Source organism: Allocellulophaga tsushimaensis, from assembly GCF_055383085.1.
This window is the reverse complement of sequence record NZ_AP039451.1, coordinates 1,772,287-1,794,231: the sequence shown is the minus strand read 5'-3', so window position 1 is coordinate 1,794,231 and position 21,945 is coordinate 1,772,287. Positions and strand designations below refer to the sequence as shown.

24 protein-coding genes are annotated in these 21,945 nt (G+C 30.6%); 12 read left to right on the top strand and 12 right to left on the bottom strand.

All coding sequences use genetic code 11. The annotated features are described in order from the left end of the window. The first annotated feature begins 15 nt into the window (after nt 1-15). The 4 genes from ACZ451_RS07655 to ACZ451_RS07640 all read left to right on the top strand — a co-directional run bounded on the left by ACZ451_RS07655 (nt 16) and on the right by ACZ451_RS07640 (nt 4,549). Complete coding sequence (locus ACZ451_RS07655; protein ID WP_464216528.1) at nt 16-489, top strand: lipocalin family protein; 474 nt, start codon at nt 16-18, stop codon at nt 487-489. 23 nt (nt 490-512) lie between these two features. After that, nucleotides 513-1,214, top strand: a complete 702-nt coding sequence (locus tag ACZ451_RS07650; RefSeq protein WP_464216527.1) for a YiaD family glycine zipper/OmpA-like lipoprotein — start codon at nt 513-515, stop codon at nt 1,212-1,214. A 179-nt stretch (nt 1,215-1,393) separates the two neighbouring features. Continuing rightward, complete coding sequence (locus ACZ451_RS07645) at nt 1,394-3,538, top strand: Tex family protein (RefSeq protein WP_464216526.1); 2,145 nt, start codon at nt 1,394-1,396, stop codon at nt 3,536-3,538. Nucleotides 3,539-3,646: 108 nt separating this feature from the next. Further along, nucleotides 3,647-4,549 (top strand): histone deacetylase family protein, encoded by a 903-nt coding sequence (locus ACZ451_RS07640; protein ID WP_464216525.1) that lies wholly within the window; start codon nt 3,647-3,649, stop codon nt 4,547-4,549. A gap of 819 nt (nt 4,550-5,368) precedes the next feature. On the opposite strand, the gene ACZ451_RS07635 is transcribed toward ACZ451_RS07640, so the two are convergent. The 4 genes from ACZ451_RS07635 to ACZ451_RS07620 all read right to left on the bottom strand — a co-directional run bounded on the left by ACZ451_RS07635 (nt 5,369) and on the right by ACZ451_RS07620 (nt 7,528). Then, nucleotides 5,369-5,701: a single-stranded DNA-binding protein gene (locus ACZ451_RS07635; RefSeq protein ID WP_464216524.1), complete on the bottom strand. Its 333-nt coding sequence runs from the start codon at nt 5,699-5,701 to the stop codon at nt 5,369-5,371. Nucleotides 5,702-6,009: 308 nt separating this feature from the next. Next, nucleotides 6,010-6,432 carry a BLUF domain-containing protein gene (locus tag ACZ451_RS07630; RefSeq protein WP_464216523.1) on the bottom strand — a complete coding sequence of 141 codons (423 nt, stop codon included), beginning with the start codon at nt 6,430-6,432 and terminating at the stop codon, nt 6,010-6,012. Between the two features lie 111 nt (nt 6,433-6,543). Beyond that, nucleotides 6,544-6,957: a hypothetical protein gene (locus tag ACZ451_RS07625; protein ID WP_464216522.1), complete on the bottom strand. Its 414-nt coding sequence runs from the start codon at nt 6,955-6,957 to the stop codon at nt 6,544-6,546. After that, nucleotides 6,947-7,528 (bottom strand): RNA polymerase sigma factor, encoded by a 582-nt coding sequence (locus ACZ451_RS07620; protein WP_464216521.1) that lies wholly within the window; start codon nt 7,526-7,528, stop codon nt 6,947-6,949. The genes ACZ451_RS07625 and ACZ451_RS07620 overlap by 11 nt, the downstream gene beginning before the upstream one ends. A 143-nt stretch (nt 7,529-7,671) precedes the next feature. On the opposite strand from ACZ451_RS07620, the gene ACZ451_RS07615 reads away from it, so the two are divergent. The 4 genes from ACZ451_RS07615 (at nt 7,672) to ACZ451_RS07600 (ending at nt 10,148) form a co-directional block, all read left to right on the top strand. After that, nucleotides 7,672-8,016 (top strand): DUF6249 domain-containing protein, encoded by a 345-nt coding sequence (locus ACZ451_RS07615; RefSeq protein WP_464216520.1) that lies wholly within the window; start codon nt 7,672-7,674, stop codon nt 8,014-8,016. A gap of 160 nt (nt 8,017-8,176) precedes the next feature. After that, nucleotides 8,177-8,752: a pentapeptide repeat-containing protein gene (locus ACZ451_RS07610; RefSeq protein ID WP_464216519.1), complete on the top strand. Its 576-nt coding sequence runs from the start codon at nt 8,177-8,179 to the stop codon at nt 8,750-8,752. Between the two features lie 3 nt (nt 8,753-8,755). Continuing rightward, nucleotides 8,756-9,106 carry a hypothetical protein gene (locus ACZ451_RS07605; protein ID WP_464216518.1) on the top strand — a complete coding sequence of 117 codons (351 nt, stop codon included), beginning with the start codon at nt 8,756-8,758 and terminating at the stop codon, nt 9,104-9,106. Between the two features lie 4 nt (nt 9,107-9,110). Beyond that, nucleotides 9,111-10,148: a hypothetical protein gene (locus ACZ451_RS07600; protein ID WP_464216517.1), complete on the top strand. Its 1,038-nt coding sequence runs from the start codon at nt 9,111-9,113 to the stop codon at nt 10,146-10,148. Between the two features lie 97 nt (nt 10,149-10,245). Here the strand turns inward: ACZ451_RS07600 and ACZ451_RS07595 are convergent, their stop codons facing one another. Continuing rightward, nucleotides 10,246-10,707, bottom strand: a complete 462-nt coding sequence (locus ACZ451_RS07595) for a CBS domain-containing protein (protein WP_464216516.1) — start codon at nt 10,705-10,707, stop codon at nt 10,246-10,248. Between the two features lie 218 nt (nt 10,708-10,925). Here ACZ451_RS07595 and ACZ451_RS07590 point away from each other — a divergent pair, with 218 nt between their 5' ends. The 4 genes from ACZ451_RS07590 (at nt 10,926) to ACZ451_RS07575 (ending at nt 15,376) form a co-directional block, all read left to right on the top strand. Then, nucleotides 10,926-13,223 carry a M28 family peptidase gene (locus ACZ451_RS07590; protein ID WP_464216515.1) on the top strand — a complete coding sequence of 766 codons (2,298 nt, stop codon included), beginning with the start codon at nt 10,926-10,928 and terminating at the stop codon, nt 13,221-13,223. Further along, entirely contained in the window at nt 13,220-14,032 is an 813-nt protein-coding gene (locus ACZ451_RS07585) for an NAD(P)-binding domain-containing protein (RefSeq protein WP_464216514.1), read from the top strand. The genes ACZ451_RS07590 and ACZ451_RS07585 overlap by 4 nt, the downstream gene beginning before the upstream one ends. 109 nt (nt 14,033-14,141) lie before the next feature. Further along, complete coding sequence (locus ACZ451_RS07580) at nt 14,142-14,516, top strand: hypothetical protein (protein ID WP_464216513.1); 375 nt, start codon at nt 14,142-14,144, stop codon at nt 14,514-14,516. A 161-nt stretch (nt 14,517-14,677) separates the two neighbouring features. Beyond that, complete coding sequence (locus tag ACZ451_RS07575; protein ID WP_464216512.1) at nt 14,678-15,376, top strand: hypothetical protein; 699 nt, start codon at nt 14,678-14,680, stop codon at nt 15,374-15,376. Nucleotides 15,377-15,406: 30 nt separating this feature from the next. On the opposite strand, the gene ACZ451_RS07570 is transcribed toward ACZ451_RS07575, so the two are convergent. From ACZ451_RS07570 to ACZ451_RS07540, 7 genes are all read right to left on the bottom strand, one after another. Then, nucleotides 15,407-15,907, bottom strand: a complete 501-nt coding sequence (locus tag ACZ451_RS07570; protein ID WP_464216510.1) for a nuclear transport factor 2 family protein — start codon at nt 15,905-15,907, stop codon at nt 15,407-15,409. Beyond that, nucleotides 15,900-16,397 (bottom strand): hypothetical protein, encoded by a 498-nt coding sequence (locus ACZ451_RS07565; protein WP_464216509.1) that lies wholly within the window; start codon nt 16,395-16,397, stop codon nt 15,900-15,902. Before ACZ451_RS07565 ends, ACZ451_RS07570 begins: the two co-directional genes overlap by 8 nt. A gap of 61 nt (nt 16,398-16,458) precedes the next feature. Next, a complete protein-coding gene (locus ACZ451_RS07560) occupies nt 16,459-17,433 on the bottom strand; it encodes a deoxyhypusine synthase family protein (protein ID WP_464216508.1) in 975 nt (324 codons plus the stop codon). Between the two features lie 41 nt (nt 17,434-17,474). Further along, on the bottom strand, nt 17,475-18,365 hold the full coding sequence (gene speB, locus ACZ451_RS07555; RefSeq protein WP_464216507.1) for an agmatinase: 891 nt from the start codon (nt 18,363-18,365) through the stop codon (nt 17,475-17,477). Then, nucleotides 18,352-19,752 (bottom strand): type III PLP-dependent enzyme domain-containing protein, encoded by a 1,401-nt coding sequence (locus ACZ451_RS07550; protein WP_464216506.1) that lies wholly within the window; start codon nt 19,750-19,752, stop codon nt 18,352-18,354. The genes speB and ACZ451_RS07550 overlap by 14 nt, the downstream gene beginning before the upstream one ends. 368 nt (nt 19,753-20,120) lie before the next feature. Then, on the bottom strand, nt 20,121-21,311 hold the full coding sequence (locus ACZ451_RS07545) for a DUF6786 family protein (RefSeq protein WP_464216505.1): 1,191 nt from the start codon (nt 21,309-21,311) through the stop codon (nt 20,121-20,123). A 345-nt stretch (nt 21,312-21,656) separates the two neighbouring features. Continuing rightward, entirely contained in the window at nt 21,657-21,833 is a 177-nt protein-coding gene (locus tag ACZ451_RS07540) for a hypothetical protein (protein WP_464216504.1), read from the bottom strand. Nucleotides 21,834-21,945: the final 112 nt, after the last annotated feature.

The following is a 21,945-nucleotide window of genomic DNA, read 5'->3' as shown; positions in this document are numbered from 1 at the left end:
TATAAAACAAAAACTATGAAACAATTAGTAGTACTCCTATTTTCTATTTTTCTATTTTCTTGCGGAACCTCTAAAACAGTTAGAACTTCCAAAAAAGTAATTAAAGGAAATTGGATTTTAAATCAGGTTACGTATGATGAGCCTGGAACCTATAAGATAAGTCTTTTAAACGATGCTAGTAAAGAATGTTTTGAAGGCAGTACTTGGCAATTTATTCCAAATAACAACACAGGAATCTATGCCATAAACAATGATAACTGTACTAGTACAGGCGATCGGCATTTTATTTTTACCATTCAAGAAATTGATGAAAACACAGGACTTTACGATTTTCTTTTAAAACCAACAGATGCAAAAAAGAAAAGTCAGACCAATACTGGTTTTAGATTAAATCTTACGCAGTTAAGCGAAACAAGTATGGTATGGAAACAAGTTGTAAATGTAGATGGAAAACCATTTACAATTAATATGATTTTCTCAAAACAATAAAAACAATTCTATATTTTAGATCTATGAAAACAAATAAAATAATAACGATAGCAGTAGCATTTCTAGTGATCATTAGTTTTACCAATTGTAAAGCGGTACAAAATGCAAATAACAAACAAAAAGGAGCTGTCATTGGTGCAACCGGTGGTGCTATTTTAGGTGCTATTTTAGGAAATAACATCGGCAAAGGTGGTAATGGCGAATTAGGAGCTGTTATCGGTGGAGTTGTTGGTGGTGGAGCAGGTATTCTTATTGGAAACAAAATGGATAAACAAGCTCAAAAAATAGAAGAAGAAATACCTGGAGCACAGGTAGAGCGTGTAGATGATGGTATTGTTATTACTTTTGATGAAAATAGCGGTGTGTATTTTGATACGAATAAATATTCTATCAACGCTGCATCACAAAATTCTTTAAACAAATTAGTGGGTATATTTAAAGAATATACAGATACGAATATTTTAGTTGTTGGGCATACAGACAGTGCTGGTTCGGATGAGTATAATATGACTTTATCTAAAAATAGAGCCAATGCCGTTACTAATTATTTTACTTCTAAAGGCTTAGGTGCTTATAGATTTACCACCCAATGGTTTGGAGAAAATCAACCAACGAATGACAATAGTACTGCTGCGGGTAGAGCAAAAAACCGAAGAGTAAATGTTGCCATAGTACCTAATGAAAAAATGATACAAGAAGCAAAACAACAATCTGGTGAAAACTAAAAAACAAGCTGCTGGGAAGCCCTCGAGATATTCGTAAGGAAATCACTTAAAAATATCAAGGCAAGTCTTGGAACATTTAAATCTCGATTACCACGTAAAATTTTAGCTTTCAAATTGGATTAAATCAATTGAGTATAATATATTAGAGACCTTATAAATTATTTTATAAGGTCTTTTTTATGATACAATATATACAACTACACACACAGCTTCCCGAAAAAAGCATCCAAAACACTGTGGAGCTTTTAAATGAGGATTGTACAATACCCTTTATCTCTAGATACCGAAAAGAGCGAACAGGAAATTTAGATGAAGTACAAATAGGAGCTATTGTAAAATTTAAAGAGCAATTTGAAGTGCTTGAAAAACGTAAAATTGCTATTTATAAGGCTATTGACGAACAAGGGCTATTAACAGAAGAAATAAAAAAGAAGATTGAGGCTTCCCCCAATTTAATTGCCTTAGAAGATTTATATCTCCCCTTTAAAAAGAAACGAAAAACAAAGGCAGAAGCTGCACGTAAAAATGGTTTAGAACCTTTAGCAAAAATTATTATGGCGCAAAATGCTGAGGAGATCGATTATATAGCTTCTCAGTATATAAATGATGTTATTGTTAATGAAGATGATGCTTTAGAAGGTGCACGCTATATTATTGCCGAATGGATTAATGAACGTTTAGATATTAGAAACCAAATTAGACAGCAACTAGAACACTTTGCCCAACTCATCACTAAAGTAGTCAATACTAAAAAAGATGATACTTCGGTTTCACTCAGTACAAGTGAAAAAGCACAGAAATTCCGTGATTATTTTGATTGGCACGAGCCTCTAAACCGATGTCCTTCTCACCGTTTATTAGCAATCCTTAGAGCCGAAAATGAGGGTTACATACGAGTTAAAATAGAAATTGATAACGAAATTGCACTAGAAAAAATAGAAAGAAGAATTATAAAATCTCATAATTCTTGTTCAGAACAAATACAATTAGCAGCACAAGATGCCTATAAACGCATGCTTCTTCCCTCGCTTTCTAATGAGATATTAAAAACGGCAAAAGAAAAAGCTGATACTGCAGCTATAGAAGTGTTTTCTAAAAACCTAAAACAATTATTATTAGGTGCCCCTTTAGGTGAAAAAAGAATTCTTGCTATTGATCCTGGCTTTAGAACAGGTTGTAAAATTGTATGTTTAGGAGCGCAAGGAGAACTACAACATAACGAAACTATTTATCCGCACGCACCACAAAATAAAAGTACAGAAGCCATTAAAAAAATAAGCTCTTTAGTAGATGCTTATAAAATTGAAGCCATTGCTATTGGAAATGGAACTGCATCAAGAGAAACAGAACAACTTATAAAACGCATTCAATTTAAAAGACAAATAGAAGTGTTTGTAGTTAGTGAAGCTGGAGCATCTATTTATTCTGCTTCAAAAATAGCACGTGATGAATTTCCTAATTATGATGTTACTGTTAGAGGAGCTGTATCTATAGGAAGGCGATTGGCAGACCCTTTGGCCGAATTGGTAAAAATAGATGCAAAATCTATTGGTGTAGGGCAATACCAACACGATGTTGATCAAACAAAACTTAAAACATCATTAGATACTGTTGTAGAAAGTTGTGTAAATTCAGTAGGCGTAAATGTGAATACAGCAAGTATCCCTTTGTTGAGCTATGTTTCTGGAATTGGCCCTAAATTGGCCGAAAATATGGTAGCCTATCGTAATGAGAATGGTCCTTTCTTAGATCGTAAAACCATTAAAAAAGTACCTCGTTTAGGTGGAAAAGCCTATGAACAAGCTGCTGCATTCTTGCGAATTAAAAAAGCTAAAAACCCTTTAGATGATTCTGCGGTACATCCAGAGAGTTATGCAATTGTACAAAAAATGGCAAAAGACAAAGGTGTTTCTTTATCTGAACTTATTGGTAATAAAAGCATCCTAAAAGAGATAGATTTAAAGCATTACTGTACAGATACTATTGGTCTACCAACCCTACAAGATATTCGTAAAGAATTAGAAAAACCAGGTTTAGATACCCGTGAAAAGGCTAAAGTTTTTACTTTTAATCAGCATATAAAAACTATAACTGATCTACATGAAGGGCAACTTTTACCTGGAATTGTAAATAACATAACCAATTTTGGATGTTTTGTAGATATAGGAATCAAAGAAAGTGGCCTTATTCATATTTCTAACTTATCTGATTCTTTTGTAAAAGATGTAAATGCACATGTAAGCTTACAAGAACAAATTATTGTAAAAGTTTTAGAAGTTGATGTGGCTCGAAAAAGAATTCAGTTGAAATTGCATCAGGGCTAACAATTCATTTTTAGCTTTTAACTCTGCACAAGATAAATTTCATTAAGAACATAAATAGGTCTCGATGGAATACCTATACCTTCAAACAAAATCATTTAAATTTGCTTCATGCTAAAAATAGCCTACCATCCTATTTACAAACATCCATTACCAGAAGGGCATCGTTTCCCAATGTTGAAATATGATTTGTTACCCAAACAACTTTTATATGAAGGTACCTGTAAAGAAGTGAATTTTTTTGAACCAGAAATTCCTAATGACAAATATATCTTAGCAGTTCATGATCCAGAGTATTTTTATGATTTGCTTAATATGATGATTCCGCACAAAGCAGCTCGTAAAATAGGATTCCCACTTTCTGAGGATTTAGTAGAACGCGAACGGATTATTGCAGATGGCACTATGAAAGCTTCTGCCTTTGCTCTTGAAAATGGAATTGCAATGAATATTGCTGGCGGAACACATCATGCCTATACCAATCGTGGAGAAGCATTTTGTATGTTAAACGATCAGGCGATTGGAGCACGTTATCTCCAAACAAAAGGATTAGCCAAAAAAATATTAATTATAGATTTAGATGTGCATCAAGGAAATGGTACTGCAGAAATTTTTAAAAACGACAGCTCTGTTTTTACTTTTTCAATGCATGGAGCCAGTAATTATCCATTTAAAAAGGAAGTATCTGATTTAGATATTGCCCTTGAAAAAAATACAAATGATGACACCTATTTATCCATTTTAAATAAAACATTACAAAAGCTGATTGAGCGCGAAAAGCCAGATTTTATTTTTTATCTAGCAGGAGTAGATGTTATTAAAACAGATAAATTAGGTACTTTATGTTTAAGCATTGAGGGTTGTAAAAAACGTGATGAAATTGTTTTAGACACCTGTTACAAATTAGAAATCCCTATGCAATGTAGTATGGGTGGCGGCTACTCTCCAGAAATAAAAACGATTGTAAATGCACATGCAAATACCTTTAGAGTAGCACAACAAATTTTCTTCTAATTGATGTTTTTTTTGTTTTAAAAACTTCTCATTTACTACAATATACAGATCAAAAATTATTGTTTTACCATATTCCACTTAATTTTAAACCAACTGGTAAGTTTGTTATTTTTATCAAAAAAAGAAGTAAAACTTATATTCTAAAATATGTTATCGATAAAGTGTAGACCAAAAAATATAAACTAAACAAACTAATTAGTCTATTTTATATATAACAAGAAATTTGCATACATTTTCTTTTTTACTTTTAATATATACCAACAATTAACCTGATTATTAAATTTTCAACTACTAGTTTAACTAGCACATTAACATCATATATTATGGAATTTAAAAAATGCTAGGGGCTTTAATTAGTTTCTCTATATCTATAATTTTAATAGAATTATTTTTTGTATCTATGATATCTTCCTCTTTAAAATCATGCAATACTCTTATTAAAGATTAAACAGAACTGCCAACTAAGTTGCTATGATCTCTTCTTGAAATTTTAAATTCTTTAAAAAAAAGTCTTCCTTAGAAATAGCTATATCATAAAAATTAAAAAATTATTTAAACGAAATATAGAAATCGCAAAGCATTCTTTTACATTATGATTTGCCAATACTTAATAATGTGAAAGCCGAAATTCTTAAAAAGAATTTTTCATAGCATAAGTTGATTTTGGTATGCTGATGAATCATGCAGCAAAAACAAAAAAATGATTCTTTCCAATCTAAAAATTGACAAAAGGCAAGATTAAAATTAGAAAGAATCATTTTAGGATCATATGCATTAACAAATAATACCAGTTCAAAATGGTGAAACTACAATGCACTATTATTTACCAAGCATTAATACTTCATTACAGCGCACTTCTGTAATATATCTTTTTTCACCTTCTTTAGTTTCATACGTGCGGTGCATTAATTTACCTTCTATAGCAACTTGCTTGCCCTTTACCAGATAATTCTCTATCAATTCTGCTGTTTTTCCCCAAGCTACAATATTATGCCATTGGGTATCTTCAACTTTTTCGCCGTTTGCATTTTTATAGTTTTCACTGGTAGCAATTGAAAATTTAGCAAGCTTTGCGCCTCCATCTAAACTTATAATTTCTGGATCGTTTCCTAAATGACCAATTAGTTGTACTTTGTTTTTAAGAGCATTCATATATAAAGTTTTTATCACCTCAACTTCATTGTTAAGACATTGCAAACATAGAATTGCTTTAAAATTAAATTCGGTTCGGAAATAGTTGCTTTCGTTTACAAACGTTTGTAGTCGTTTGCAAATGAATATAGATGCCATTTATTAGGATAAAGGCTTATACCTAGATTTGTTTGAGGTATCTTATGAAGAATTTTGTGTTTGTAGTTAATCTATTATGCATACGTAACGTCTTGCGTGTAGAGACAACAGGCAAATAAGCTTCCGAAAAAAAGGAGATTGGTTTTATATTATAGCAGAATACTTTAACGCTAATATTCTAGAATTTCGCTGACACTTTTAAATAAAACAAGGCTAGAATCACTTGCTTTTAAAAACATATTACTTTCATCGAACAACTTTTGAATTTGTGCCATTTTATGAAGCTTGTTATACTTTTCTTCTCCTAAATCTTGAAAAGCCATATCCCATTTTTTAAAAATACGCGTTTTGATATCTTCAGATAAAAGCAATTTAACGTTTGAGTGTCTTTCATCTTCCTCAATTCTGCCATATAAATCAGATATGGTTTCTTTATCACCTTCAATTAATTGGAGAAATACATTGTTATGATATAGTAGACATCCCGTAATATTATTTTCTGCATTAAAGTCTCTGGCTCTACTTAACATTTTATAAATAAGCGCTTTATGAAACGCTTCTTGAGCTACCGAGCGGTAGATAATGGAATACATATAAGAATTTAATTTGCTTGTACTTAATTAATCAAACTCAAATATAAAAAAAATCTTATATACTGAATCGATTATTTTTAAAGGTAAAAAATTCTATAACCTAAAAACCCATTACATTTCTAATCGTTTATTAAACTGATTTTTTAGAATAGATATTTGCACAAATAGCATTATTCCAAATAACAAAATGGTATAAAAAGTAACTTTTGATGGGTTAAAACCTGATACTAATTCTTTTATTTTATCTCCTGAAAACAAACTTAAATCTACACTACTTAATAAATTATAACTCCCAGAAGGCTCACTTAAAACTATTGCGGATACAATTACCGCAATTACACTACAGATCAAAATCCAAATTTTATTTGCTATTAATGGTTGATATCGTATTGTTTTTGTAGTTGAGAGTGCTTCAATTTTAGCCATAATAGAAGCTGTAAAATCAACAGATGGCGTTTCTAACTCCATAGTATTCATTACCTTCTCCGTTAATTTATCTACTGTTTTTTCTATATTATCTTCCATAACTATTTATAATATCTGATTCTAAATGCTGTTTTAATATGGTCGCTAATTTTTTTCTGCTTCTAAATAGCTTCACCTTAATAGTATTGGCATTAGAATTTACAATTTCGGCAATTTCTTGTAAAGAGTGCTCTTTAAAATAATATAAAGTAAGTAAAAAACTATCTTCACTAGGTAATTTTGCTATACACATTTTAATAGCCTCATTGCGCTCTTTAATTTCCATTTTATCTAATGCAGTATCTACTGTTTTTACTTGTTGCGTTGTAAACTCATCAATACTCACTGTATTTTGTTTTCTCTTATTCTTCTTTATATTATCTAAACACGTATTGTAAGCTATTCTATATACCCAAGTAGAAAATTTTGAATCACCTTTAAATTTTGGCAAATACTTATATATTTTAATAAAGGTATCCTGAGCCACTTCTTCTGCTTCTTCCCTATTTTTGGTCATGCGTAATGCCAAAGTAAAAACTAAATCTTTATAACGTTCTACCAATACAGAAAACAAATTAGAATTGCCTTCTATAATTTTATTAATGTAATATTGGTCGTTGTTAGTGGTCATTTGTTGTTTTGACGACTGTTTGTACTTTTAGGTTACAACAAAAGGAAAAATATTTTTTTTTAAATCTTGTAACCCCAACTTAAATCATGTCGTCTTAAGCTACGTAAATCAATTTTAAATTAATCAATTAAAAACAAACAGTTATGGAATTTGAAGCAGTTTTAATTCTTATCGTCATTTTCGGATCATTCTTTGGAATAGCCTATTTATACTTTTCTACAAGAAATAAGGAACGACTTGCCTTAATAGAGAAAGGCGCAGATGCTACTATTTTTGTAAAAGGGAGAACACATACCGCTCCTATTTGGAAAGTACTTATTTTAAACATTGCACTATTATTAATGGGTATTGGTGGGGGAACATTAATAGCTTTAATTTTTGAGTCTTTTGGCGTTAATGACGAAGCCATTTACCCAGGTTGTATTTTCTTAACCGCTGGGATCAGTTTATTTGCAGGTTTTACGCTAACAAAAAAGTTAGACCAATAAAAACCAAATTATAATCTAAAAAAGGAGCTATACAGACTTTGTATAGCTCCTTTTATTTTATTACAACATTTATTTAGGTACTTTTAATAATTAAATCCCCATTTACAGGGAGCTTATACAAAGCATTGTATAATATATTTACACAGTATAATTATTAAAAATGAATATTCCTTTTATTACAGACCAAACTTATTCAGGACAAGACTATACTAAAACACGCCTACCCAAAGCAGAATATGATCATTGCACCTTTCGTAATTGTATTTTCACTGATGCAGATATTACAAATACTTCTTTTATTGAGTGTCAGTTTATCGTTTGTGATTTAAGTAATGCCAAGCTAAAAGAAAGCACCATTTCTGCTACCAATTTTAAAGATTGTAAACTTATGGGAATACAATTTCAGGATTGCAATTCGTTTCTACTCTCATTTTCTTTTGATCATTGCACCTTAAACTTTTCTTCTTTTTATCAATTAAAGCTAAGAAATAGCATTTTTGATACTTGTAAAATGATTCAGGCAGATTTTACTGAGGCAGATTTAACGGCTAGCTCCTTTCAAAATTGTAACTTAGAGCAGGCCGTTTTTGAACATTCTATACTAGAAAAAACAGATTTTAGAACGGCATATAATTTTAATATAAACCCTGAAGTAAATCGACTTAAAAAAGCAAAGTTTTCTCAACATCATTTAGGGAATCTTTTAAAACAGTACAATCTTGATATAACAGCATAAATTATGGAAAAAACATGCCCTGAATGTGATGAAAAAATTATAGGTAGAGTAGATAAAAAATTCTGTTCTGACTATTGCCGTAATGCTTACAATAACAAATTAAATAAAGACAGTAAAAACCTCATCCGAAATATTAATAATCGTCTAAGAAAAAATCATAGAATTTTAGAAAGCTTTACACTTACAGACGGAAAAACCAAAACAAAGCGCAATAGATTATTAGACAAAGGTTTTGACTTTGATTACTTTACAAATTTATATACCACTCAAAAAGGTACTGTTTACTATTTTGTATATGATTTGGGTTATTTACCTCTAGATAATGATTTTTATATGATTGTAAAACGTGACTAGATACATGAAAAACCGCATTTTTACACTCTTATTTTTTATATCTGTTTTAGTTAGTGGACAACAATACAGGGACTCTACCTATACAAAAGACATTAATTTGGACGGTATTTTAGATACGATACAGTTCTATAAAGACTATGGTTCTGGTTATAGCACCATAGATTATAAAATTATAAATGGTAAGAACAAAGCTATTTATAACATAACTAATGAAGGTTCTTATGGCGACACAAAAAATATTACCATTATTCCTCCAGAACTACTTAGGCCAGAAAACAAATTATTTTTAGAGTACTTTAAAAAAAAGATGTTTTATAAAAAAAGAGAAAAACCAGATGCTTGCTTACATTGGATTTTATCGGCTACTTATAATGAACACATTCTAGAGGATGATGTTTATTTTGATAAAATCTTATCTCCTAAAACAAAATGGTTGCATAAACAGATTGAAGCTCCCTACTCCTATCATGTAGACATCAGCGGAGATTCTTTACTAAAATTAACAGATGAGTTTACAATAGCTCAAAACCCAAATGTGTATACTAAAGATGTAAAAGGATTCCTTAGTTTTTATGGCAATACTATACGTAGTGGAGAACTTCTGACTTATGCTGAACCTATTAAAGAATTGCAATTTGTAACCGAAAACAAAACGTACAAGATATATAAAACAAAACATGCCATTTTAGCTAAAAAAGGCAATTCATACAAATGGATTTTTATTAATGATTATGCAATAACCGGAGGACCAGGAAAATTAAGATGGCCTTCTGTTGGAGAAATATTTTTAACAGATAAGCATCTTATTTTTAAACATGATGCAACACCTGACCCAGAATACAATAGCTATGTAATTAATATTGAAACTGGGGTTTTAGGAAAGCTACATATCGATTTTGGTTATTTAGATGAGAATGATACCTTAGAAAACAGGGAGTTTACTTTTAAAAAGGATACCATACAGATTGGCACAGAAAAAATACACTTAAAGTACCCATTAAAAAGACTAAAAGCTACTTTAGAAAACTATGAAAATAAATAGTAGAATACTATTTGTATAAATATTAGATACTAGAAACAAAAAATCCTCTCTTTAAGGAAAGGATTTCAATTTATTTTAAAACTTAAGAAGCATATTTTTACCAATTCTGTCCGCTTAATTTTAATGCGGCAACTACAATATCTTTTCGGCTAATTTGACCTACTAACAGCCCCTGTTTTAATACTGGAAGTCTACGTCTGTTATTTTTTATAAAAGTACCTGCTGCATCAAAAATACTAATGTCATGCGGAATAGTTTCAACATTTTTAGTCATATAACTGTCTACACTTTTATCCAAAATAGGCTGATTAAAGTACCTGCTTTCAGAAATGGTTTTCATACAATCTGCTTCAGAGATAATACCTACTAAAAAACCATTATCATCTAAGACCGGCCCTCCTGAAATATTGTGTTTTGTAAACAATTCCATTACTTCTAATATAGACTGATCTGGTGTAAATGTTACTAATTTTTCAGTCATGTAATCTTGAACTAGAATAGGGGCATCAAATTCCTTTTTTGTAGTCTTTCGCGCACCTTGAAAACTCTTGATTCCCATAGTATTTATTTTTAGGTTGACATTAAATATACTAAATTTTTATATAATCTCTATCAATAACACTTAAAAAACAAAGAAAAATATACTAAAAATGCTTTTTTAATGCACATAATTTAATAATACATCATTCAGTTTTTAGCAAATGTCGCCTCTCTTTTGAAACTTACCTATAATTTATTTATTAGCATTGTTTTCTAAAAATTCTATAACTTTAAAGCATGAAAAACCGGACTTCTGTTCTCCTCATTTTTATTATACTACTTTCTATTTATTGGGCTTTTAAAGCCGCAATGCCTTCTTATAAGGCTGATAGCGGTACCTTAAAAACCACATTTTCTACCGATAAAGCCCTAGTACATGTAAAAAACATTTCAAAAAGACCCCACAGTATTGGCTTTCCTGCACACAAAAAAGTACGTTCTTATATTGTAGCTGAGTTAGAAAAATTGGGTTTAGAAACCACTATACAACAAGGTTATACAGCAGGCAACTGGGCAAACTTGGCCAAAGCCACAAATATTCTGACAAGAATAAAAGGAAGTGAATCTGGAAAAGCATTACTATTATTATCCCATTATGATAGCAATCCACATTCTTCTTTAGGTGCTAGTGATGCCGGTAGTGGAGTTGCAACGATATTAGAAGGCATAAGAGCCTTTTTAGCCGAAAATAAAACGCCAAAGAACGACATTATAATTCTTTTTTCTGATGGAGAAGAGCTTGGCTTAAATGGTGCTGATCTTTTTGTAAACCAACACCCATGGGCTAATGATGTAGGTTTAGTTTTAAATTTCGAAGCCCGTGGTAGTGGTGGCCCATCTTATATGCTTATTGAAACCAATAGAGGTAACGGACGCTTAATTGAGGAATTTACCAAGGCAAATCCACTATATCCTGTTTCTAATTCATTAGCCTATAGCATTTATAAAATGCTTCCTAATGACACTGATTTAACGGTATTTAGAGAAGATAATGACATTAATGGGTTTAATTTTGCTTTTATAGACGATCATTTTGACTATCACACATCAAAAGATACGTATGCCCGTTTAGATAAAAAATCTCTGGCACATCAAGGCAGTTATCTAATGCCTTTGTTGCACCATTTTAGCACTATTAATTTAAATTCTTTAGTTAGCTTAAATGATTCTAATTATTTTAATATGCCATTTTTTGGTCTATTATCTTATCCATATGAATGGATTTGGCCTATGTTTGGCTTTGCTGCATTAAGTTTTTTAGTACTTCTTATTTATGGTTTTAAAAAAAGAAGATTGAGTGGTATTGCAATATCTAAAGGCTTTTTACCTATGCTCATTAGCTTAGTTATTAATGCACTTGTTGGCTATTACAGTTGGGAAATTCTAAAAAGCATATATCCACATTATAAAGACATTTTACATGGTTTTACGTATAATGGATATACGTACATAACCGCTTTTACCTTATTTGCCTTAGCTGTTTGTTTCTATACCTATCATAAATTTAAAGCTATTAAAATAGCAAACTTATTAGTAGCACCAATATTCATATGGTTGATCATATGTGGAGCTCTAGTTATATATTTACCTGGTGCAAGTTTTTTTATTATTCCAATTTATGCAGTATTAGTTGCCTTTTTAGTCCTTATAAATCAGGAAAAACCTAACCCATTTTTACTAGTGTTCTTAACCATCCCTGCTTTATGGATGTTTAGCCCTTTTGTTAAAATGTTCCCTGTTGGTTTGGGTCTAAAAATGTTAGTTAGTGCTACCCTTCTAGTAACACTCATTTTCTTTTTGCTACTTCCTGTTTTTGGCTTTTTTAGACATCAAAAAAGATTAGGCAGATTAAGTTTATTCCTCTTCTTTGTTGCACTAATTTCTGCTCATATAAACTCTGGTTTTTCTGAAGAAAAAGCAAAACCAACTAGTCTTCTCTATGTTCTTAATGCTAATACAGATAAAACAGAATGGGCCACATACGAACATTCTATTTCTGATTGGACTAGCTTATTTATTGGAGAAGATAAACAGAAAGCAGATTCTTTATCAAAAATTACTATTAGTAGTAAGTACAGGTCTAACTTTACCTATACCACTAATGCTCCTCAAAAAGAAATTCCTATTTTTAAAATAGACACTTCTAAAGATACGATCGTCGGTGCTGATCGTTTTTTAACCCTATGCATTACCCCACAACGAAATGTAAACAGATTAGATATCTTCACTAATAAAATTGATATTAAAAAGGCTACCGCAAATAAGGTTTCTTTATCTAGCTATTTTTTAGCCAATAGAAATAAAAAGAATAAAGCTAAAAGCAAACTCCTTACACATTATATTACTGATAATGCATATACCGAATTAGAATTGGTTTTCCCTAAGTATAAAAAGTTAGAACTCACTATTTACGAATCTTCAAATGATTTATTAGAGAATCCATTATTTACAATCCCAAAACGCCCAAAAAATAATATTGCTATGCCATTTATTTTAAATGATGCTATTTTAGTCACTAAAACGATTTACTTTTGAGTAAAACAATTGCTATTATGGGCTGTGGGTGGCTTGGCTTTCCATTAGCAAAATCTTTTATTAAAGAAGGATATACTGTGCATGGAAGTACTACTTCTGAAGAAAAATTAATTACTTTAAGAAATGAAGGCATCCTACCCTTTAAAATTTCATTATCAGAAGATAAAATAAATGGACCTATTGCTGATTTCCTATCTACAGTAGATACGCTTATTATTAATGTACCTCCTAAATTAAGGGGCAAACATGCAGAAAATTATGTAACTAAAATGCAATTGTTACATAAAGAAATAAAACAAGCTGAGGTTTCTAATGTAATTTTTGTGAGTAGCACTTCTGTTTATGGTTTAGCAGAAGGTATTGTTACTGAACAAACAAAACCAGAACCCGTTACAGCATCTGGCAAACAACTTTTAACTTCGGAAAACCTGTTTTTTAAGGACCCAAAATTAAAAACGAGCATTATTAGATTTGGCGGACTTATAAATGATGCCAGACATCCTGTTGTAATGCTTTCTAAAAAAGAAGAAATTAGCAATGGAAATTTCCCTGTTAATTTAATTCACTTAGATGATTGTATCCGTATTCTTATATATGTTACAAGCAAACAATGGTGGCGAGAAATCATAAATGCTGTATATCCATATCATCCTTCAAAAAGTGAGTATTATAGTAAAGAAGCGATGAAAAAAGGTCTAAAAACACCTATTTTTATTGAAAACAAAACTAAAAATGGCAAAATAATTAACGCTGATTACCTTATAAATGTTAAAAACTTTGCATTTCAAACTTCAATTATAATGCCCTAGACAACAAAAATATGTTATTTCACAACAAAATGGGAAAGCTGGTGTTAATTAGGCATCCATACCACGACTTAACTCGTAATTTTATCACATAATTTAAAAGTCGATTGTAATGGATAATTCAAATTTAAAAACAAGAGTTTACAGAGAAATTAAAGAACTTATTAGTTCCAGCAGTCCCAATCGAGAAAATAAAAATTTTAAAAACCTACACGTAGCTATTTTAAAAAAATACTACAACGCAACTGATGTATCAATAGATTATCATAGAAATAGAGTAACAATGAATATTGTACTTGATGATAGTTTGTATGACCCTAAAAAAGTGAATGCAAACATCCCTACGATGCATACTAATTTTGTATTTAAAAATTTAATAGAATATTTAAAATCTTGTATAGATATTAATATGAAAAATATTGCTTTCTACGCGAGCCTTTTAAATTCATATAAAAAGGAAATTGTATTAGAAGAATGCATCGCCTAAATTATAAAATATACAAAACAGATAAAAGACACTCTAACAGGTGTCTTTTTTGTTTTTTAAAGACTTTTTACAGGCTTTAATCCTTTTAAGGTTTTCCTTAACACCCTAGTAAAAATAATTTTTATAGTTTAGCCATTAACTAAATCAAATAAATTATAAAAATGAAAAAAATAGTATTTGCTCTTGTTTGTTGCATTGGTTTTATTGGAACAGCACAAACAGACTTAAAAAAGCATTATGAAGCTTTTTACAAAGAGATGAGTGCGCAAGGTGATGTAAATGGTGTTATTAATGCACTGACTCATTTAAATGTATTATCGCCATCTAAAGGGAGAAAGGATACTTTAGCATATATTTATGCAAACAACAATCAGCATTTACAGGCACTGAATACTATTGGTATTGAAAAAAGCGAATCAGATTCTGATCTAGCTGTTCAAGTAAAAGCTATTTCATTAAAAGCATTAAACGAACCGAAACGTGCTTTAGAACAATTTGAAATTCTTTTTAAAAGAAATCCTAATGCATACTTAGCGTATGAATTAGCTGATTTAAAAATATTAACTGGAGATACAGCAGGAGCTTCGGAAAGTGTAGCGTTTGGCCTTAGTAATGTTAAAGATGATATGAAACGTGCGTTTTACGAACGCCAATCTCCCTATGAAACTTCTTTAAAAGCTGCTTTTTTACATTTAAAAGGTTTAATTGCTTATAATTTAGACAAAAGCAAAATAGATGTTGCTTTAGGTCTTATTGATGAAGCATTAAAAATAGATCCTAAATTTAATTTAGCTAGTTTAACAAAACAGGCTTTAGAAGGTAGAAAAAACCCGCCCGCAGAAGCTGAAGTAAAGCAATAAAAGTTAAAATAATCATCTTTTAAAGATAGTTTATTCTTGCATTTTTAATTTTTGCAACAATAAACTGTCTTTTTCTTTTTTTAATGCTACTAGCTCCGTAACATTTTCATTAGGCACAGCAATGGATAATACATAATGTGCTATTTTCCACTCTCCCTTTATCTTTTTTAATACACCAGAACCTCTACACAGCTTCATTTGCGTATCTAAAAGCTCATCAAACCAAGCAAAGTCTTTTGTTTCATTTACATAAACATTACGCTCTACAGCAGTAAAACTCCATGCTTTGCCTTTATCAAAATAAGGTTTAGAAAAATCTTTAAACTCTTGATTTTGCCAATTTTCAGTAGCATCTGTTCCTATAAAGACACCGTCTTTTGTCATTAAACTAAAATAGGTTTCAAAATCGGCTGTAGCAGCAGCTTTGTGCCAATTATCTAAAACCTTAGAAATTTCTTTTTTAGAGGTATCTGACTGTCCAAAAGTTAAGGACATAAATAATAAACTCGCTAGTAATAGTATTTTATTCATCTTGTAACAATTCTGTATCTAATACGCTTTTTACTATTAAAGAAAACTGATTATTATACGCGTTATATGCTTTTACCATCTCTAATACAGCGTCTTTTACTTCTAAATCATATTTCATATGCGATTTTACCTGTAATACATATGTTTGAAAAACTTTCTGCCTACTTTTTACTGCTGGAGTATTAAAAATTTCTGGATAGGTAGATTTTGATAGTAATTTTTGTTTTTCAATTAAATCTTCAATAGTCACACTCAAATCTTGCTTATTCTCTACTTTATAAATGGCATTAAAAGCAGTATTTAATGCGTTATATTCTGTCCACCCTCTTAAAATAGTTTTTGCCTCTTCGTTTGGTGTTGCTCGTTTTGGTAATTTCCCTAATTCTACTAGAGCTTCTTGTGGAGTTTCTGCCTTATTCTCCTCTATTTTCTCTTCTCCACATGAACTTAAAAAAATACATAGTAAGATGATACAAAATATGTTCTTCATATTGCTAAAATACAATTTTTAAAATCTCTTCATATTAAAGAATTATCAAAATTGAGTTTCACTAATAATCTAATAAATAAGCAAAAATTAATGGTGCTACAATAGTGGCATCGCTTTCTATAATAAATTTAGGGGTGTTTATATCTAATTTCCCCCAAGTAATTTTTTCATTGGGTACTGCTCCAGAATAAGACCCATAACTGGTTGTACTATCACTTATTTGGCAGAAATAACTCCAAAATGGAGTATCTGTTCGTTCCATATCTTGGGATAACATGGGTACTACACAAATGGGGAAATCACCAGCTATACCACCACCAATTTGGAAGAAACCAATTCCATTTTGTGAATTATCTGTATACCAGTCTGCTAAAAACGTCATGTATTCTATTCCAGATTTCATAGTACTTGCTTTTAACTCCCCTTTTAAAACATAAGATGCAAAAATATTTCCCATAGTACTATCCTCCCAACCTGGGCATATAATAGGTAAGTTTTTCTCAGCAGCAGCATACATCCAAGAATCTTTTAGGTCTATTTCGTAATACTCCTCTAAAACACCAGAAAGTAATAATTTGTACATATACTCATGCGGTAAATAGCGCTCTCCTTTTGCCTCTGCATCTTTCCAGATTTTCACAATATGCTCTTGTATTCTTCTAAAAGCTTCTTCTTCAGGAATACAGGTATCGGTAACACGGTTTAAACCTTTCTCTAGTAAATTCCACTCATCTTGAGGCGTTAAATCTCTATAATTTGGTACTCTTTTATAATATGAGTGTGCTACCAAATTCATAATATCTTCTTCTAAATTGGCTCCAGTACAAGAAATAATATGTACTTTATCTTTACGGATAACCTCAGCAAATATCTTTCCTAACTCTGCTGTACTCATAGCACCTGCTAAAGAAACTAACATTTTAGCTCCTGTATTGAGTTGTTCTTCATAACCTTTTGCTGCATCAACTAAAGCCGCAGCATTAAAATGTAAATAGTATTTTTCTATAAAATTAGAGATTGCTCCTTTAGTCTTCATCTATGTTACACTTTAAAATATTTGTAATTATTCATTTTCTCCTATATAAATGTACTATTGTAAGCATCTTCTACAGCTTCTCCCATAAATTTATAACTCAACATTTTATAGTACAATTTAGCCGCTAAGAAATTTGATGATTTATCATCTTTTTTGGGACAAAGCTCTACAATATCAAAGCCTACCACATTCTTTTCTTTAAAAACTTGTTTTAAAAAGTCTAAGGTTTCATACCATAATAAGCCTCCAGGTTCTGGAGTTCCAGTAGAGGGCATTATACTTGGATCTAAGGCATCTAAATCTAAAGTTATAAATACATTTTCTGTCATTAAATCAATTGCCTTGTCTGGCCAATAATCATCAGTCATCATATCATGGGCAAAGAACACTTTTTCTTTGTCCATAAAGGTTTTTTCTATGGCATCCATACTACGGATACCTACTTGTATAAGATTGGTGTTTTTACTTGCCTCATGTACTGCACATGCATGGTTGTAAGGAGTGCCGCCATACGAAGCTCTTAAATCTGCATGGGCATCAATATGTAAAACAGTTAAGTTATTAAAACACTCATTAAAAGCACGAATAGATCCTATTGATATAGAATGCTCTCCACCAAAAAGGGTAACAAATTTATTTCTTTTAATATGTTCTTTAGTGATTTTATGAACAGCAACTAGCATAGCCTCTGGAGTACTATTCTCTGTTACAGGATCTGCTAAATAAACACCATGCTTGTATACTTCTGTAGCGGTTTCAATATCATAAAGTTCCATGTTTTCTGATGCTTCTAAAAATGCCTCTGGCCCTTTATCGGCACCTTTACCCCATGTACTTGTGCCATCATAAGGAACGGGAATTAAAATTACTTTTGCAGTTTCCAATTGCGCATACATGTCTGGTATTCCTGCGTAATTGTTAGTTGTTTTCATACCCTAAAATTTTTAGTAAATCTTCTGCTTTTTGTTCTTCGTTAAATACTGTAGTTGTAATATTACCTTCTTGGTCTTTATCTATTAAAATATGTTTTGGATGCGGAATTAAACAGTGTTGCAATCCTCCATAACCTCCTATACTTTCTTGGTATGCTCCTGTATTAAAAAAACCAATATATAAAGGCTTATTCTTTTTATATTTTGGCAAATAAATAGCATTCATATGCTGTTCGCTATTATAATAATCATCGCTATCACATGTTAAACCACCCAATAAAACACGTTCGTATTCATCTTGCCAACGGTTAATGGGCAGCATAACAAATCGTTTATTTATGGCCCAAGTATCTGGTAATGTGGTTATAAAAGAAGAATCTATCATATTCCATTTTTCTCTGTCATTTTGTTGCTTCTGATATAAAATTTCATAGATAGCGCCACCACTTTCGCCTACTGTAAAACTGCCAAATTCCGTAAAAATATGTGGAACCTCAACTTGAGCTTCTTTACAAGTGATATTAATCTGATTAATGATTTCATCTATAATATATTGATAATCATAATCAAAAACCAAACTGTTTTTTATAGGGAAGCCTCCTCCAATGTTAAGACTATCTAAAGAGGGGCATCTTTTTTTAAGTTTTACATAAACTTTTAGGCATTTTACCAATTCGTTCCAATAATATGCATTGTCTTTTATACCTGTATTAATAAAAAAGTGAAGCATTTTAAGTTTTACCTTATCATTATTAGCAATCTGATTTTCATAAAAAGGCACTATATTTTTATATCCTATTCCCAAGCGAGAGGTATAGAAGGCAAACTTTGGCTCTTCTTCGGATGCAATCCTAATCCCAACATTATAGTCTTCTTTTATAACATTTGACAGCAATTCTATTTCTTCATAATTATCTATAATAGGAATGCAATTTTGATGTCCTTCATTTATTAAACGCCCAATATTTTCTACATACTGCGTTCTTTTAAATCCATTACAGATGACATATGTATCATCTTTTATTTTCCCTTCTTTTTTAAATTTCTCTACTATATTAATATCAAAAGCAGAAGAGGTTTCTAGATGTACTTGATTTTTTAAAACCTCATTTAATACAGGTTTAAAATGAGCGCTTTTTGTACAATAGCAATAGTGATACGCACCTTTATAGTCATACTTATGTATAGCATTTGCAAACCATTTTTTAGCGCTATTAATATTAGCAGAAATTTTAGGTAAATAGGTGAATTTTAATGGACTGCCATACTCCGCTATCAATTCTTTAAGCGGAATATCATGAAATTTTAAATTTTCCCCGTCAAGTGTAAATTCTTCTTGTGGAAAATGATAGGTCTGGTCTATAAGGTCTATGTATTTTGTATTCATTAAAAATGATTGTTCTTGATTAAAAACTCTTTTAAACGACAAAAAATTATAACGATTAAACCCTTATTTGACGTTTTGTAGTCGGTATAAAATGATGATGGTGCTGGCCTAGCACAGTTGCAGTATTAACAGAAGTTAGCTTTAAAATTTGGTTACTTATCTGATAAGTTGCTATTAGATTTGACTTCCTAATTTCTAATACCCCAAACGTAGAAACATTGTTCATGATGTTCAGCTAGATGCTATGTTGAGAAATAAATGTATACTTTCTATTTCTAATAACAAATGAAAACAAAAAAAATCAATTTTTTAAAAAAACGGCAAATTTTATTTTTAACCTGAATAATAATTTAAAAATCAGCATAAGTTTACTGTAGCGTATTTTTTATTTTTAAGATTTCTATATTAAAAAGTTGTTTTACAATATTATTTAATTGCTTTTCATCTCCTTGAAAATGATAGGTATTTTGTGTGTGCGATGTTGATGCCCCATTTACAAGTGCTTGTGCACTACCTGCACTTTCTAACTCAAAAAATGATGAAGTTCCAGTATTTGCACTGTTATTATAGGAGTTTACTACATCGCCTCCAAAAAGTGGACTGTTTTCTGTTTCTGTTGTACTTAAAAAATTACTATTAGGTGCATATGAAAATGTAATTACTGTTAATACTTTATTTTTTGCATTATAATTACCTAGTATTGGTTGCGCGTGCGCAGCTGTTATACCCATTTTACTTCTGTAAATCCCATCTGTTTTAAAATAAACAATACCATTAGCCGCCTTTAATCTATCGTCTCCCAATACATTTAAATACTTTTTAACTAACAAAGGAGATTCTTCTGTTTCTTGATATGGAAAAAAAGCGGTTGATGCATTATTTCCTTTAAACATGCCAAGTACCCAAGGGGCAATAAGCCCTTCTTCTACTTTCCAATCAGCTCCTATATTTTTTATGGTATTGATAGATTGAAAACCAACTGTTTTAATACCTTCAGGAATCATAAGATGTAGTTGCGCTATAATTTGTGGCTTTGTAAATAAATTTATTTCTCTATCTATTTGTACTTTAAATTCTTTTCCTATATTATTTTTAACAGTTACTTCTTTTTGAAATAATATATTATCTTCTGATTGTTTTACAAGCTTATATTGTTCTGTATCGATAGCTTTTGGAACATACCAATTCTCGCTTTTAATTGGTTTACCATTATAAAAAAGACTGTACTTACTTCCTATTGGACCTAACCACAAGCGGTCTTCTCCTCCATAGGAGTTTCCACCTTCTTTAATTTTATTTTCGGCTATAAAATTGTAATCTAAATAACCTAAACTAAGACCATTTAAATTAGCTGTAGTACTTGTTAAAACCCTTGCTTGCATGGTTGGGCCTACTAAAATTTTTGAGTCATGATAAGATAATACAATTACTTGATGCGTTTTGGCAACAAAAGCAACATCATAACCAAAAGTTCCTTTCTTATACCGCTCTTTTGGAGAACAACTACAAATCAAAAAAATAATACCGATAAAGATTTTACAAAAACGTAGTAGTGGCATCTGACTTAAGTTTCTATCATATAGATCAATAAATATAATACTTTATAAAACAAAAAATCCAGCCTACTTTCGTAAACTGAATTTTGTTGGGGGGAAGAGATTTTCATCTCCGTATAGGCATTGAAAATGCTATTAATAAATGCAACTGCCCAAGTTGCTTTTTAAATAGAAAACGGTTAGTGTTCTTATTTAAAAATTTTAAATTCTTTAGGTAAGGAACATTCAATAATTTTACATGAATGTTCCTTTTTAGGGGAATAGATCACACAACTTTTAACCAAAACTAAACCTTGTCTTTCCCCCTAACCAACCACCACAAAATCAATCAAAAATCGTATTGGTATATTATTTTAGAAAAAATAGGTAAACGGTTAAACCTAATGCTCCTATTAAACTTGAAAACAATAAAATATAAACTACTATTTCCTTAATTCTCAAGTAATTTTTAATATCAACTTCATCCATAATTGTGCTATTCATAGTATCGTCTTTCTCAAATATATGTTCTTGCTTTTCTAACATTAGTATTACTTCTAATCAAATGTATAGCCTAGCTTACAATTCAAAGAATCTAGATACTGTGAAATTTTATTTTAGATAAAATGTATTTTTTTACCGATGAAATACATAATTT